9 protein-coding genes and 3 pseudogenes are annotated in these 16228 nt (G+C 42.1%); 5 read left to right on the plus strand and 7 right to left on the minus strand.

The window, feature by feature from the left end; translation table 11 throughout:
- Window positions 1-163: 163 nt before the first annotated feature.
- The gene (locus KHN78_RS00635) at window positions 164-1420 is read right to left on the minus strand and encodes an NAD(P)/FAD-dependent oxidoreductase (RefSeq protein WP_211919220.1); all 1257 of its coding nucleotides are present in this window, start codon (window positions 1418-1420) and stop codon (window positions 164-166) included.
- Between the two features lie 110 nt (window positions 1421-1530).
- Here KHN78_RS00635 and KHN78_RS00640 point away from each other — a divergent pair, with 110 nt between their 5' ends.
- The 4 genes and pseudogenes from KHN78_RS00640 (at window position 1531) to KHN78_RS00655 (ending at window position 5728) form a co-directional block, all read left to right on the plus strand.
- Window positions 1531-2532, plus strand: coding sequence for a 4-hydroxyproline epimerase (locus KHN78_RS00640; RefSeq protein ID WP_211919222.1), 1002 nt, complete (start codon window positions 1531-1533; stop codon window positions 2530-2532).
- Window positions 2533-2550: 18 nt separating this feature from the next.
- Window positions 2551-4095 carry an aldehyde dehydrogenase (NADP(+)) gene (locus KHN78_RS00645; RefSeq protein ID WP_211919224.1) on the plus strand — a complete coding sequence of 515 codons (1545 nt, stop codon included), beginning with the start codon at window positions 2551-2553 and terminating at the stop codon, window positions 4093-4095.
- Window positions 4096-4236: 141 nt separating this feature from the next.
- Window positions 4237-4911 (plus strand): GntR family transcriptional regulator, encoded by a 675-nt coding sequence (locus tag KHN78_RS00650; RefSeq protein ID WP_211919226.1) that lies wholly within the window; start codon window positions 4237-4239, stop codon window positions 4909-4911.
- Between the two features lie 23 nt (window positions 4912-4934).
- A pseudogene (locus KHN78_RS00655) lies at window positions 4935-5728 on the plus strand (transcriptional regulator).
- Between the two features lie 67 nt (window positions 5729-5795).
- Here the strand turns inward: KHN78_RS00655 and KHN78_RS22050 are convergent.
- The 4 genes and pseudogenes from KHN78_RS22050 to KHN78_RS00670 form a co-directional block, all read right to left on the minus strand.
- Window positions 5796-5977, minus strand: a pseudogene (locus KHN78_RS22050) (hypothetical protein); the annotation flags it as partial.
- A gap of 14 nt (window positions 5978-5991) precedes the next feature.
- A complete protein-coding gene (locus tag KHN78_RS00660) occupies window positions 5992-8142 on the minus strand; it encodes a polysaccharide biosynthesis tyrosine autokinase (protein ID WP_211919235.1) in 2151 nt (716 codons plus the stop codon).
- A 29-nt stretch (window positions 8143-8171) separates the two neighbouring features.
- Entirely contained in the window at window positions 8172-8612 is a 441-nt protein-coding gene (locus KHN78_RS00665; protein WP_211919237.1) for a low molecular weight phosphotyrosine protein phosphatase, read from the minus strand.
- Between the two features lie 70 nt (window positions 8613-8682).
- A complete protein-coding gene (locus tag KHN78_RS00670; RefSeq protein ID WP_211919239.1) occupies window positions 8683-9804 on the minus strand; it encodes a polysaccharide export protein in 1122 nt (373 codons plus the stop codon).
- A 499-nt stretch (window positions 9805-10303) separates the two neighbouring features.
- Between KHN78_RS00670 and KHN78_RS00675 the strand changes: the two are divergent.
- A pseudogene (locus KHN78_RS00675) lies at window positions 10304-11064 on the plus strand (transcriptional regulator).
- An 84-nt stretch (window positions 11065-11148) separates the two neighbouring features.
- Here the strand turns inward: KHN78_RS00675 and KHN78_RS00680 are convergent.
- Both KHN78_RS00680 and KHN78_RS00685 read right to left on the minus strand, forming a co-directional pair.
- Entirely contained in the window at window positions 11149-12300 is a 1152-nt protein-coding gene (locus KHN78_RS00680) for a GGDEF domain-containing protein (RefSeq protein WP_211919241.1), read from the minus strand.
- A 231-nt stretch (window positions 12301-12531) separates the two neighbouring features.
- Window positions 12532-16065: an ATP-binding protein gene (locus KHN78_RS00685; protein WP_211919243.1), complete on the minus strand. Its 3534-nt coding sequence runs from the start codon at window positions 16063-16065 to the stop codon at window positions 12532-12534.
- Window positions 16066-16228 lie beyond the last annotated feature (163 nt).

Genomic DNA, 16228 nt, shown 5'->3' on the forward strand with positions numbered 1-16228 from the left:
ATTACTCCTTTGATTGTTTTCTGGAGGCATCCGCATACGGCTGTTGGACACCATGATTGTTTTCTGGAGGCATCCGCATACGGCTGTTGGACACCATGATTGTTGCATTTTTGTAAACGATAGCATCAAATATATTTTATACAATATTTAATATTAAAATTTTTTAAGCAAATCTATGCAATGTGAACGGCGCCAAATTGACCGATGGTAAAGACTCTGCAATAAGCTCAGAGATCAGGTCTGCTGTAATTGCCGCTTGCGTTAACCCTAAATGCTGATGACCAAAAGCCAACAGAATTTTTCCATCACAGATTCGGTCTATGATGGGTAGTGAATCACTGGTTGAAGGACGATTGCCCATCCAAGTCTCTTTTTGTTTTGACGCATTCAAGCCCGATTGAAACATCGCATTACCCTGTTGATACAACATCGCTGCTCGCGCCATATTGGGCGGAGATTTTACATCCGCATATTCCACCGTTCCGGCCAAACGAAGCCCATCTCGCATCGGCGTCATGATAAATTTTCGGTCTGCTGAACTGACAGGAAACGGGAGTGATTCATGCTTATCATCCATCATTAAGTGATAACCTCGCTCTGCTTGTATGGGCACATTTATTCCGGTAAGTTGTTTTACCAACGCTTTAGAATGTACGCCCGCAGCAACAACAACTCGATCAAACCGATATCGCTGTGCATCGGCCAAGAGCCCTCCGTTTTTACGTAATGCATCGACCTCTTTGAGCTCAACTCTTCCACCTAGCTTTTCAAAAGCCCGACTTAGCTCAACACAGATGGCGTAAGGATCAACCGTATGACCAGTATCCGGAAAAAAAACACCCACCTGCACATTTTTACTGATTTCAGGAAGCCGTTCTCGAATTTGATTTTGTGTCCAGATTTCGTAGTTCACGCCCTGATTCATCAATTCCGCCAGTGTACTCTGATAGTGTTCAAACAAGCGTTTACTTTCAAACGTCAACAGTGAACCGTCCATCTTGATCAACGCGCTTTGACCAATTGATTCCAATAGTTCAAACCAACTTTTTACCGATTGCTCATTCAGCGTTTTGATTGCCCGTGTCGAGGCTTTGGAAGCAGACGGTGTCGCGTTTAACAAAAATCGAATCATCCATCCGACCGTTTTAGGTAAATCCTGCCAACGGATCGAAACCGGACTTTCTGAACTTAACAGCATCTTTGGCAATTGAGGAATCAGGCTCGGTGTAGATAGCGGAAATACTTGCTCTGTTGCAATGTGACCAGCGTTCCCTTTAGAACAGCCACTTCCAACACCGTTAGGATCAAAAATTGTCACCTGATGCCCTTGCTTTTGCAACTTCAAACCGATTGCCAATCCAATGACGCCTGCACCAACGACAGCGATGTTGTTATTTGATGTCCCCGCTTCACCCAACATGAATATTCTCCAAATCACAGTTGAAAAAGTAGATTGTATACAATATATTTTACATCACGATAACATCAAGCTTGTTCGATTCAACCCATTTTTTCAGCAAGGAGCGAAAAATGAGACAAGGAACCTTTTTCTGTATTGATGCCCACACCTGTGGAAATCCTGTCAGATTGGTTGCTGGTGGTGTGCCCCCTCTCAAAGGCGATACCATGAGTGAAAAACGTCAATACTTCTTAGAACATTACGATTGGATCCGTCAGGCGCTCATGTTTGAACCACGAGGACACTCGATGATGTCCGGTTCGGTTGTACTGCCCCCTTGCAGTGACAACGCCGACGCTTCCATTCTTTTTATTGAAACCAGTGGCTGTCTACCCATGTGTGGTCATGGCACGATCGGCACCGTCACTACAGCAATTGAGAACCGCTTAATCATCCCAAAGCAAGAGGGGCGTTTGATTCTTGATGTTCCCGCAGGTCAGATCGAAGTTCACTATCAAACAAAAGGTGACAAGGTCACGTCAGTCAAAATATTTAACGTGCCTGCCTATCTCGCCCACCAAGACGTGACGGTTTACGTTGAAGGGCTCGGTGAAATTTCCGTTGATGTTTCATACGGTGGAAACTACTACGTCATTGTCGATCCACAAATGAATTTTGCCGGACTAGAGCACTACTCACCAGATGAGATTTTGATGCTCTCGCCAAGAGTGCGTGATGCAGTCTCAAACGCAGTGGAATGCATTCATCCAGAAGACCCAACGGTTTGTGGCGTGTCTCACGTACTTTGGGCAGGTGAGCCAACACAAGACGGGGCAACGGCTCGCAATGCGGTGTTTTATGGCGATAAAGCACTGGATCGCTCTCCTTGCGGGACGGGCACAAGTGCTCGAATGGCTCAATGGCACGCGAAAGGTAAACTCAAACCCGGTGAAGATTTTGTGCACGAAAGCATTATTGGCAGTGTATTCAATGGCCGAATTGAAGGGGTAACAGAAGTCAACGGCAGAGCCGCAATTTTACCGAGCATCGAGGGTTGGGCGAAAGTTTATGGCCACAATACCATCTGGGTCGATGATGAAGACCCATATGCATACGGATTTGAAGTAAATTAAGAATAGAAAGGAATAGTAATGAACCCACAGACACACGATGTTATTTACGAAAGCGATGTTTTTTACGCAAGAAACGCTTTTACTGGCGAAACCCTGCCTACGGCTTTTCCTGTACACGGAAAAGAAGCAGTCGCACAAGCAGCGAACGCTGCCGCAAGGATCGCCCGTGATTTCAGAAAGTTGAGCAATGAAAAACGTGCGAGTCTACTCTGTTCCATCGCTTCAGAGCTTGAAGCGCGCAGCAAAGATATTGTTGCTCGCGCTCACTTAGAAACCGCGCTGCCAGATGCTCGTTTAAAAGGAGAAATTGGTCGCACCGCAAACCAGTTGAGACTCTTTGCTGACGTCGTTAATTCAGGCAGTTATCACCAAGCCATTTTTGACACCCCTAACCCAGAGCGTCAACCGTTACCTAAACCGGATATACGACGCCAACAAATAGCGATTGGTCCAGTCGCGGTCTTTGGCGCCTCTAATTTTCCTTTGGCGTTCTCCGCCGCGGGGGGTGATACCGCTTCTGCGTTAGCGGCAGGTTGTCCAGTCATTGTAAAAGGCCACACGGCGCACCCGGGCACCAGCCAGATTGTTGCAGAGTGCATCGAAAAGGCCCTCGTTCAAGAGCAGTTACCGCAAGCGATATTTACGCTACTTCAAGGTAATCGCCGCGAACTTGGTCAGGCATTAGTCACACATCCGAAAATCAAAGGCGTTGGATTTACTGGTTCTGTAGGCGGTGGACGTGCCCTATTTAACCTCGCTCAACAAAGACCTGAACCTATCCCTTTCTATGGTGAACTTGGCGCGATAAACCCAACCTTTATTTTGCCTGACGCGATGAAAGCCAATCCATCTCTAGCCGAACAGTTTGTGGCATCCATGACCATGGGGTGCGGACAATTCTGTACCAAACCTGGCGTTGTATTTGTCATTAACTCCCCAGAGACTCAAGCCTTTATCGAGACTGCACAAGTGTTAGTCCAACAACAATCCCCATCGACACTGCTCACGCATGGTATTAAGGATAACTATCAATCTGAGATCGAGAATCGCAGTGCTGACAAGGGCATTGCCATCACTTACTCCGAAGCGCAGTCACCTAATGTTCCTGCAGCCCTGTTTGTGACGGATAGCAAGCACTGGCGTAGCAATCCTGCATGGGAAGAAGAAATCTTTGGCCCCCAGTCTCTCATCGTGGTCTGTGAAGATTTTGAAGATATGCTTGCACTGAGTGAAACTCTGACGGGATCGTTAACCGCCACCATCCACGCCACTACAGAGGACCATTCTCAAGCACTACAATTGATCCCATGTTTAGAAGAGATGGCTGGCCGCCTTGTCTTCAACGGTTGGCCAACGGGTGTTGAAGTTGGTTACGCCATGGTACACGGAGGACCATACCCAGCATCAACGCATTCAGCTTCCACTTCCGTCGGGGCTGAAGCCATTCATCGTTGGTTACGCCCTGTCGCCTATCAAGCACTGCCAGAGGCGTTGCTGCCAAACGCCTTGCAAGCAACGAATCCACTGGGCATCCAACGTAGTATTGATGGTTTGGTGAAGTAATCAATAAATAGCTCGAAAAGGCACCAATTGGTGCCTTTTATTTCATGCTACTTCTCAAAACCCAGTTTCACAGTTGGCTTAATCCTAAAAAACAATAAACTAAAGAAATTGGATACAATATTTATTTTAAGGAAAACTTCAATGTCGCAAAAACCCGTTTTTAAAACGCGAACTCAGCTTGTTGAGGAAGCGATTCGTACTCAGATCCTGAAAGGCGAGTTAAAAACTGGTCAGCCTTTACGTCAGGACGCATTGGCAAAAGAGTTCAATGTCAGCCGAATTCCCGTTCGTGAAGCGTTAGTGCAGTTAGAAGCACAGGGATTAGTGAGCTTTGAGCCTCACAAAGGGGCGACCGTCACCGAATTATCTCCAGACAAAATCGATGAGTTGTTTGAACTTAGAGCTGTCGTTGAATGCCACATTCTCGAACGTGCGATTCAGAACATGACCGAACGCGATCTTGAACGAGCTCGTGAAGTTCGCGAACGTTTTGAATCGGTCGTGAACAGTGGCGATGAGATCGAAGAATGGAGCAACTACAATTATGAGTTTCACAAAGCGTTATACGCGCCTGCAAATATGCCAGAAACCATGGACGTTATTTACAGTTTAAATACGAAATGCGATCGCTATATTCGTATGCAACTGTTGTTCACAACCGGCATTCAAAAAGCTGAGCAAGAGCACTTAACCTTGTTTGAAATGTGCCAAAATCGCGATATTGAGGGTGCAAAATACTTATTGAAAAAGCACATCCTAGAAGCAGGCACTGCGATTCGCAATCTGCTTTTAGAAAGACAAAATACCGCCAATTAGTCTCTGTCAGGATTATTATGTAAATGGAAGTTGGACCAAAATTTCTTCTAGCGGCACTTCGAAAGAAAATCAAAGATGAGGGGCTTTGTTACAGCGCTTTGTCAGAAAAAAGTGGCATTCCTTTATCAAGCATTAAGCGCCATCTTCATAATCCATCACTGGGACTTGATAAAGTTCTCCTCTACCTAAATTATCTCAATACCGATCTTATCGAACTGGCTAATCTTGCCAATCAGCTGCAGCATGAAAACGAACAAATGCTTACGCAAGAACAAAGCGCTCTATTTCTCGAGCACCCTTACCTGCTCGACTTCATCTATATGGTCACATCTCGCAACCTTGCTCCCAAGGAGATCGCGCAGATGTATGGGCTCACTGAGACAAGCTTGCGCTTTTATTTACGTATTGCTGAAATGCTTGGTTATGTTGAAGATTTTGGCGATGGGCTCTTTTACCGTTCTGGACGACGTTTTTTGCTGGAAGAAGGCTCTGCACTCGATTCACTCTTTCGTGAACGTTTTCAAAAGGAATCACTTTCTCATAACATCAACCCGGGAATTTGTGTGGGCCGAATTCGTTTGACTGATTCATAACGGCTACAACTAGAAGAAGATGTCTACAATAAATTAATAAAGCTTAACGCAATAAATACATCGAACAATGATGGTTTAGAAACCAACATTATGATGCGCTGTACACCAGGAACGCAGATTTTTTCTCTGATCACATTCCCAATATAGATGGCGAACTGCTTAAGTATGTAGCACAACTCACCAACAAAAACGCATCAATACATAAATTAACGGCATCAGATTAGATTTATAATTATATCTCATAGCCATGTTTGTATTTGATTTTCAAACATGGCGTTTCCTAATTCTGTTTCAGTTTAAAAGGCGCCTAACATGACTAACTTTTAGGCGGTGACTAGTGTTAAGCATACCTATCCCTGTAAGCTTATTTAATGCTTTTATCATGGCGTAAGTCTCACTAACCTGAGCATTGTAATTTGTTAATCTTAATGTACCGCCAAGTAGTTATTTACACGGAACATCTCTGTCTCTGAGCGCTTTAGTCATATCATTCATATTTATAAGCGTAGTTGTAATAACCATAACCGTATGAATTCGAGCCTTTTTTCTCAATTGCGTTAAGAATGACGCCTTTGACTTCTACACCCGATTGCTCAAATCGACTGCGAGCAACTTCAAGCTCTTTAGATGTCGTTTGGTCAAAGCGAGCGACCATAAGTGTGGTACCAGCAATCGCACCAACGATACTTGGGTCAGTCACTGCCAATACAGGTGGTGTATCGATGATCACTAGGTCATACTCTTGAGATACTTTTTCTACAAATTCAGCAAATCGTGGCTGCATCAAAAGTTCTGATGGATTTGGTGGTACTTGACCACGTGTAATTAAATCTAAGTTCTCTATTTTGGTTGTCTTGATCACCATATCTTGACTAATCTTGCCGCTTAATAAATCAGAAAGGCCGTTATCAGCCGTCAGACCAAAACATTGTTGCAAGTAACCTTTACGCATGTCTGCATCGACCAACAAAACCTTTTTGCCTGTCTTAGCCACTACGGCCGCATAGTTCATTGATATGAATGTCTTACCAATTGAAGGCGATGGACCAGAAATCATCAGTACGTTGTTTTTCGCTTCCATCATCGCAAAATGAAGGGTAGTACGAAGTCCACGTAGTGCTTCAATCGAAAGATCCGCAGGGTTTTCTTCTGCCAGTAGATACAGGTCTTTGTTGCTCTTGCGTTTAAGCTTGTTCGCAACTTCTAATTGTTGTACTGACTTAGGAACACTTGCGCAAACGGAAATGCCCGTTTGCTCAATCTCATCCGGAGAAGTGACACCGCGATGGAAAGCAGTTTTAATCAGAACGAAAGCAACGGCAATCATACCGCCTAATAGTGTTGCTAGAACAACAATAAGAGGCTTTTTAGGCTTCACTGGAATAGCGTAAGACTGTGCACTATCGATAATGCGTACGTTACCAACGTTACCAGCTTTAATAATGTTCAACTCTTGAACTTTGTTTAGAAGCTGGATGTAGATCTGTTGGTTAACTTCAACGTCACGTGTCATACGTAGGATTTCACGCTGCGTTTTTGGCAGCTTCTGAACTTGTCGCTCCAAACGAGCTTTTTCTTGCAGTAACGTCTGTCGTTTATCCAGTAAGGACTTGTATGCGGGGTGATCTTGAGTGAATTTCTGGCTGATTTCACTTTCTTTGAATGTCAGTTCATTCAGTTGCGCTTCAAGAGCGACCATCACTTTAAGTGTTGATTGTGTCTCAAGGTTTAAGTCTATCGATTCGTTTTCTTGTCTAAAATGATTCAGTACGTCTTCAGACCCTGTCAGTTTCTCTTTAATTTCTGGCAGATGCTCTTTTAGAAAGTTTAGACTCTGCTCCGCTTCTGCCGAGTTTCTTCTTACATTCTGTAGGAAGTAGTTTTGCACAACGTCATTCAAAATTTGTTCGTTACGCTCAGGGTACTCGCCTTCAATACTCAGTGACACAATACCTGTTTTCGCACCACGCTCTGAAATAGACAGTTGTGAAGCCAATCGGTTGATTGCGTCAAGCTTGCTAATTTTTCCGATTGAAAAACTGTCTTCATTTTGCGCAACCAATTCACGAACTTTGATGTGGTAGTCATTCATTTTAATCGTTTGGCCAACAACGCCAGAAAGCACAATTTGATCTTCAATCATCAGATCAAAACTGCCTTTCTCTGCATTCGTTACTACAAGCTGATGCTTGTAACCTTGCGCGGTACGTGGCACCTCGAAAGTTGAAACTGAGATGTAATCTTGAGTGCCATCGATGCGAGCCAGACCTTTACCGATAGAAGGAAAGTAGTCCGGAGTGGCAATCGTCGTTAGGTTAAATGTATCGACGGTATCACCAAGAATCATACGTGACTTGATGATCTCAATCTCAGTCGTTGCTGACGATTCTGTAGAAAAAAACTCACCCATATCTCCGACCAACGCCGAAATACTGCCAGAGCTTTTCTGTTCGATCTGAATCAGAGCATCAGCTTTGTAGATAGGTGTCGATAGCAATGCAACGACAATACCGATTGTTGCAAAGAGAAACGTCATGCCAATGATGAACCATTTCGCATCTATCAAAATGCCAAACAGTTTACCGAGATCGATTTCATCATCGGTTGGTGCAGGTGAACTTATAGTTTGGTTAGCCATTGTTTTTTGTTTCGCCAAATAATCTGAAGTTATAGTTTTTTTGCCCAAGCCTGAGCGGATTGCTCAATCAGAGAAAGCACATGATCAAATGCTTCTCTGCTTTGTCTGTATGGATCTGGAATATCAACAGAATTCATCCAATGCCCAAACAGCATGGTCTTGCCTCTTGCTTCCGGAACGATCTCCGTCAATGCACCGATATGACCTTGTTCCATTACCAAGATAAGATCTTGTGTCGCACATAGCTGCGCAGTAAGTTGTTGTGCTTGGTGATTCTCGAGAGAAAACCCTTTTTCTGAGGCAATTAGCGTTGCTGTTTCATCCGCTGGTTTCCCGGTCAGGCGACTTTTCTCAACGGCAATACCTGCTGAAGAAATGATTTTATTCGGAAGAAATTGTTGAAGGACTCGTTCTCCTGTCGGAGAGCGACAAATGTTACCTACACACACAACAAGAATGTTTGAAAACATGACCTATTCCTTATCAATAACTTTTCTACATGGCTTACCTGTTCTAGATAAGTCCTAAATAACACTTGAGCTATGGCCAATTTCTTACACGAAGTACACCTTCTGTAAGCTCATTAAAGCCTGAAATCGTTGGTACTAGTTGTGCTATAACACGATTCCAACGACTGATTGGTGCCCCAGTGACATAGACGATGTCATAAGGCTTTAGGTCAAATTCAGTACCAATTACTAACGCGGCTGCATCAGATATATCGAGTTGGTAAATATCGCCTAATACTTGATTGTCTAGTGCTTTTCTAATAACGAACACGCCTGTCGCATCAGCAGAAAGTTGATTGATACCACCAACATTGCTTAGAGCTTCGGTCAAGCTCATACCTGCGCGCTCCATTTTCAGTAGCTTGGGATCGTTAACCTCCCCCATAACGAACACTTTTTGAGCGTCATTTCTTGGTACATGCACGATGTCGCCAGGTTGAAGTAATCGGTTTTGAGTGAGGTCACCCTGTTGCATTAATGCATAGAGAGAAATGCTTTCAACTTTGCCTTGTCTTGTGAGTGTAACGTTACGCCAGTCCGCGTCTTGACCTAAGCCACCAGCACGATTCACGGCATCTAGCAGAGTCAAAGGGATGTTGGTGATTGCTTGTTGCCCTGGCTTATTCACCTCACCGGTTATATAAGATTTCTTGGATCGGAATGCAGCAACACTGACATCTACTTGAGGGCTTTCGATGTATTTCGCCAATTTTTTGGAGATGTCTTTTCGAATTTGTCGGACGTTTTTACCCGCGACTTTTACAATACCTATGTATGGGTAAAAGATGGTGCCGTCAGCGTGTACCCAATTCCCCGCTTCTTCAGAGCTTCGGTATGAACCTGCTGGAATGGTTAATTCAGGGTGATCCCAGATAGTGATATTGAGAATGTCTCCAGGGCCGACTTCATACTCATAAGCTGCAAGGTGATGGTCAAGCATTGGGTTCGCTTTGGCCTCTACATCTAAGCTTTTTAGCTGCGAGACTTTATCAAGAGTCAGTGGAAAGAGGTTAAAATCTGACGCAGTATTGGCGTTGCTGTCTTCAACGATGTGCTTCCCACTCGTGGATAAGTGACTGCCCGGGACTGTACATCCAACGAGAAGTACAGTGAAAAGGAGTAAACTACCTAGCTTTATATAGTTGAAAGTCATGCTTTTTCAATCTTTTGAAATATAGATGAGATCATTAACTCAAGTTATTTGCGATAGAACTGCAGGGTATTAAGTTTTTACTAATAATATTCAACACTATTGCAGTGATAACATTAAAAATCACGCAAGATATTAATGTTATCTAATTAAAATACACTAAAACTATCAGCTAGTTTCTCTTAAGAAAAATTTATTCATCATTTAATATATAAATAGTTTCTTTAAAAAGCCTCTAAAATAACAAACGCGAGAGCCTGAATTAGTCACACTATCACTCAGGAGTCAGTTGAATAAAACTTGTTCCTTGATGATAGTTAGTCATGTCTTTTAGATTACAACTAATTTTTTATATTTGTTACCTGTTTTTATGTAAGAATATACTCTCAATAGGCTTTATTTCATAAACCAGGAAACCAAACCATTAGTTCATAATTTAACCAGTTAAGTTTATTAAAATACTCAATACCGCCAATTAGTCTCTGTCAGGATAATTATTTAAATGGAAGTTGGATCAAAATTTCTTCTAGCGGTACTTCGAAAGAAAATCGAAGATGGGGGGCTTTGTTACAGCGCTTTGTCAGAAAAAAGTGGCATTCCTTTATCAAGCATTAAGCGCCATCTTCATAATCCATCACTGGGACTTGATAAAGTTCTCCTCTACTTAAATTATCTCAATACCGATCTTATCGAACTAGCTAATCTTGCCAATCAGCTGCAGCATGAAAACGAACAAATGCTGACGCAAGAACAAAGCGCTCTATTTCTCGAGCACCCTTACCTGCTCGACTTCATCTATATGGTCACATCTCGCAACCTTGCTCCCAAGGAGATCGCGCAGATGTATGGGCTCACTGAGACAAGCTTGCGCTTTTATTTACGTATTGCTGAAATGCTTGGTTATGTTGAAGATTTTGGCGATGGGCTCTTTTACCGTTCTGGACGACGTTTTTTGCTGGAAGAAGGCTCTGCACTCGATTCACTCTTTCGTGAACGTTTTCAAAAGGAATCACTTTCTCATAACATCAACCCGGGAATTTGTGTGGGCCGAATTCGTTTGACTGATTCATAACGGCTACAACTAGAAGAAGATGTCTACAATAAATTAATAAAGCTTAACGCAATAAATACATCGAACAATGATGGTTTAGAAACCAACATTATGATGCGCTGTACACCAGGAACGCAGATTTTTTCTCTGATCACATTCCCAATATAGATGGCGAACTGCTTAAGTATGTAGCACAACTCATCAATACATAAATTAACGGCATCAGATTAGATTTATAATTATATCTCATAGCCATGTTTGTATTTGATTTTCAAACATGGCTGTTCTTCTCCTTATTAAATAACGACTTCTTTTGCAGTAATTAATTGTCCACACTGTGAAACAATCTTATTTCTGCCGTTTAACTTAGCGTGATACAAACATTTATCAACGTTATCTAACAAATAATTAGCGTCATCTGTTTCACTTGGAAGACAGCTATACACACCAATTGAGCTGGTTAACTCGTGCTGCACGCCTTTATTTTCATTTGAAATGAGAATGTTAGCGATAGCCTTACGTGTCTCTTCTGCTCGACATACCACTTCTTGGTGGTCTGCTCCTATTATGACTACTAAGAACTCTTCCCCGCCCATCCGAAAAGACGTTTCATCCAATTCGCAAAATTGGTCGGATAACATACTTCCTAACTTGGAGATGGCCTCATCGCCCTTTAGGTGACCAAGTCGATCATTAAGCAATTTAAAATGGTCTATATCGATGAAAACCAAACTAACAATGCTGCTTTCCTCTCTCGCTCTCGATAGCAAATCCGGCATCATCATATTAAAGTAACGACGATTATATAAACCGGATAACTCATCCGTAATAGCAAGCTTTTGAAGTTTTGTATTGAGTTTTTTAAGCTCTCTTTCAGCAACAAAGCGACGATGTTTTTCTCGAACTAACTCAATCGACTGGGTTGATACTTCAAAGTACATTTTTAAAACGGTATCAGTGACTAACCCGTGTATACCTTGTAGCGTATTCAATGCATTTGTTTTAGCTCGAATCAAAGAACCCGTGCTTTCAAACTCTTTGAGTGCAAGCCCCATTTTCTTGTCATCGCCAAGAATATGAAAAACAAGCCATCGAATCAAAAAATGAAGAATATGTTCTATCGACTCATGCCAACTCAAGTTTTTAGATTCAGCCTGTATTTTGTTTACATCTTGAACAAATCTGGAATGACATTGTTGATGCTCCTCATTCCACTCATCTTCCGAAAAGCAACGACTCCATACGCTCTCCTCATAGGCAAAGTGATAATGCGCGTAATCTTTCAAATCATTGAATATTTCATCAACTTCGACTCGATTATCATAAATCAACGTATTTGCGAGTTTATTAACCAATAAAAACAGATGATGATGTTGTTCATCAACTTTTTTTATTCCAGTTTCGAAATTATGATTCCAGGGAAAAATAATCAGTTCAGTATCTGACATACAATTGCATATAAAGAGAGAGTTTCATAGTGAATAGTACCCCAAGTGATTTCAAGTTCAAATAGCCATGATCAGTGTAAATTTGGAACCAATAAGACAACTTGTTGAAATAGATTGAAAACTACATCTTTTTAATTTATTTATTGGACAAAAAAGCGCCACTATTTAGTGGCGCTATTATTAATCTATTGTTGACCTTGCTCAATCTGATATCGGAGGATTTAATGTTTATTATTTCGTTTTTAACCAACGATTAAACACATTTAATAATCTATCCAGTTCATCAAGCAAGGGCTGCGTATCTGCTGCGACATTAGCTATCTTGCTCTGTTCCCAGTCGAGTGCAAGCTGGACTAATGTATCTTGCATTAGCATTGAAGCTGAGCCTTTTAAGCGATGTATCACTTGAGATAGTTCGGTCCCCTGCTTAATCAAGTCTCGTTCAGAAGAGAAAGAGGTAATCACCACTTCCATGACTTCCTTTTGCTCGTTCAAACCATAACCTGATAACCACCCAAAATCCCTATTTTCTTGCTCGGGATTATCAAAATCATTACGTTTTTCCAGCGTCAAATACGCTTTCAAAACCCAGCTCAGTTCTTCAAGCGTATACGGTTTATAGATGACATGAGACATACCCGCATCGGCGGCTTTCTCAACCACAATTTTAGAATCTTCAGCCGTACACCCAACAACCTTTAGCTCAGATAAGATTGGATTTGAGCGAATCTTTTTAGTCAACTCGTAGCCATCCATATTCGGCATATGACAATCGCTGACAACCAAATCCAATTCAGCGCTGTGCTTTAGAATATAATCGTATGCTTCTACTCCATCGTGGGCAAATGCTGGTTGTAACCCCAATTTAGAAAACTGCTTACTAAACAACAATCGATTAATTGGATCATCATCTACCACTAAAACATTGCCAGAAAGGCCAAGTTTTGCACTCTCTAAGTCGGTTTTTAGCCTTTCTTCTTGTTTTAGCGCATTAAGAATTAAATCTGGATAAATGTTTCGCCACCCTGTTGGCATTGAGATTGTTGAGCCACTTTGGCGAACATTCCAAATCTCCAACCACCTGTTTATTTCAGGGTGTTCAGAAACTGCACCGCAATCACTCGCATCCAACATAAAAGCATTGTTCGTCGGTAAACTAACTCGCATACAAGAGCCTCGGCCAGAATCCGTTTGGACATCAATGGTCCCTGACATCATTTCAACAATACTTTTTACGATCGTCAGCCCCAACCCGGTACCGCCATATTTTCGAGTGATGGATACGTCTGCCTGAGCAAATGGGGTAAAGATTCTCGATAATTGCGCTTTACTCATGCCACAGCCAGTATCACTTACCTCGATGTCTAATCGATCCAGAGTCAAGGCCACCAGCACCGTAATCTCACCCTCTTGAGTGAACTTCACGGCGTTGCTAAGCAAGTTATTCAGCACTTGTGCGACACGTAACCAATCGAGCTTAGCCATAGAATATGGCGTTAAACTCCAATTAACCGTGAAACCGACGTTTTTCATCACTGCATTCGACTCATAGGTACGCAGTAACGGCCCTAACTCCGAATAAACGTTGCCATTTCTCGCATCGAGATGAAACTGATTCGCTTCTATTTTTGATATGTCTAATATGTCATTGACAAGCAATCTCAGACGGTTTGCAGATGTTTGTGCATTTGATAGCAATTCAATGTTTTCAACACTTTCTACTTTGCCATCCATCAACTCCATCAAACCAATCATTGCCGCAATCGGTGTTCTCAACTCATGACTGATAGTCGCTAAAAACAGATCGCGTGACTTTATCGCTTTTAGTGCTTTCTTGTTCGAATCTTCTAGCTTCTGTTTCTGCTTTTCCAATTTGGTGTAATCATCGAAAACCATCAAACGATACCGTTTATCGTCATTCATACCACTAATTTCATCTTCAATGATTCGCAAATGACGGTGTGAATAACTGCATTGGCAAACATGTCCGCTTACACCATCGAACGTATTTCCTTGATGTTTAAGCAAGCATTGACCAGTTTTAAAATTGCCACAGCGCATCCCGTGCTTATTAAATGCTTTGTTAGACAGCACCAAAGTATTTGACTCATCATAGATCGCAATCATGCTTGGCAAGCGATCAAGTAAATCACTCAACCATTTTAGGCGTTTAGCATTTTGATGCGCAACTTCGTCTGCTTTTAAGAGAGACTTTGATAGTCGATTGGCCTGAGTTTGATAACCCACCAACACCAGTAAAAACAGTGATAACGTGGCGAGTGCACCAATTATAATATCCGATTTGTCATAGCCATATTGGGCGGTCACTCGATGATGCTTGAGCTGTAACAGTTCCACTTCATTAGCACTGATCAATTTAAGCACATCATTCATTATTGATTGCAGCAGTGTTCCGTTTGATTCTAGCTCGAACCCTAGCTTCATACGAAAGGTATTCATATGCCCATTCAAAACAATGTTATAGACTTTTCGGCTATCGTCATACGCATAATTTTCTAAAACATAAGTTGGGAGATATGCATAGTCGACTTGCCCTTTTTCCATTGCATCAATTATCAATGAATAGTCGTCATATAGGATTGGGATATCAATTGGGCTAAATACTTCGTTTAATAAAATGCGTCTAGTACGATCTAATACTGCGGTTACCCCATGGCCAGATTTGTTTTTGGATGCAATCTTTACCCAATTAATCTCCCCAAACGCATGGGTGAAAATAAAATCCTCTCTCTCTACATCAATAACGGCGGGAATAAGATCTACAACATTCGCATCCAGCATATCCACCGGAGTGCGACCATTTTGGGGTACATACTCAAACTGGATACCACTCTTTCGCGACATCAACGCCATCAAATCATGAATTTGACCGACCTGTTTATTCGTATTCACATCCTTGTACGAGAAAGGTCGCATATTCTCATCAATGGTATAACGAATGACTCCACGACCATATTCAAGATGCAGCGCTTTTAATAAAGCCTCTTTACCTAACGGGTCTATCAAAAGGTGTTGATTTTTATCTAAAGATGGACGCACCTCAGTTAGGTATTGATTCACTTGCTCAAGTAAATGTGTATTGGATTGGGCTATTGCTATTGAAGCCTCAAAATCTGGTAAAGGGCTGAAATAATTGATGTACCCGACCCATTCGCCAAACGTTCTCTCCGATAGGTACTGCTCTGCCGACACCACATCCGTATAGATTGCGTCAATTTCACCGTTTGCTAATCCTTGTATTAACGAACGGCTGGTTTTATAGGTAGTAAGATCCGATACGCTTTGCCTAGCCAAAACGTCACAATAAACAGAATACCGTGCGCATCCCCAACGCAATTCATTCATTGGCTTAGTTCTGAGTTCAGAACGATAAAACCACGATACTGAACGAATGTTAAATATTGGTTGGCTGAAATTGAAGTATTCTTCACCTTTTTGAGTTTTTGCATATCCCACGACCAAATCCACCTCCCCCAAGCGCAAAGCATTTAAAAGCTCATTACTCTCGCGGAAATAACGGTATGAGACTGCCACTCCTATTGAGTCAGCGAAGCGTTCTACAACATCGGCATAGTTGCTATTGCTTTCTCCTGAACTAACCGACTTCCACAAATACTTGTGTGCGTCATATTGACGACCAATCACAAGCTGTTTTGTGTCTTCATTTTGGGGAGAGATTGAGGTAGCAAATGTTTGACTAGCAAATAGTACAGAGGACAGCAGTAAGAGAAGCATACGCTTCATAGTGGATATCCATTTATAATTTATATCTCGGCATTATCTCCGTTTATAAATCGCCTCTCTAGGTATATCGTCACTAAATATTTTTGTGCTCATGATAAAATCTAACCTCGAAAACAACATGCCGTCGATAAAAATCAACGGCATGTTTATGGTGTATAACCTT

The organism is Vibrio sp. B1REV9, from assembly GCF_905175395.2.
GTDB lineage: Bacteria > Pseudomonadota > Gammaproteobacteria > Enterobacterales > Vibrionaceae > Vibrio > Vibrio alfacsensis.

Coding starts and splice junctions, on each gene's coding strand:
- KHN78_RS00635 (WP_211919220.1), bottom strand. CDS start 1,420: ATGTTGGGTGAAGCGGGGACATCAAATAACAACATCGCTGTCGTTGGT.
- KHN78_RS00640 (WP_211919222.1), top strand. CDS start 1,531: ATGAGACAAGGAACCTTTTTCTGTATTGATGCCCACACCTGTGGAAAT.
- KHN78_RS00645 (WP_211919224.1), top strand. CDS start 2,551: ATGAACCCACAGACACACGATGTTATTTACGAAAGCGATGTTTTTTAC.
- KHN78_RS00650 (WP_211919226.1), top strand. CDS start 4,237: ATGTCGCAAAAACCCGTTTTTAAAACGCGAACTCAGCTTGTTGAGGAA.
- KHN78_RS00660 (WP_211919235.1), bottom strand. CDS start 8,142: ATGGCTAACCAAACTATAAGTTCACCTGCACCAACCGATGATGAAATC.
- KHN78_RS00665 (WP_211919237.1), bottom strand. CDS start 8,612: ATGTTTTCAAACATTCTTGTTGTGTGTGTAGGTAACATTTGTCGCTCT.
- KHN78_RS00670 (WP_211919239.1), bottom strand. CDS start 9,804: ATGACTTTCAACTATATAAAGCTAGGTAGTTTACTCCTTTTCACTGTA.
- KHN78_RS00680 (WP_211919241.1), bottom strand. CDS start 12,300: ATGTCAGATACTGAACTGATTATTTTTCCCTGGAATCATAATTTCGAA.
- KHN78_RS00685 (WP_211919243.1), bottom strand. CDS start 16,065: ATGAAGCGTATGCTTCTCTTACTGCTGTCCTCTGTACTATTTGCTAGT.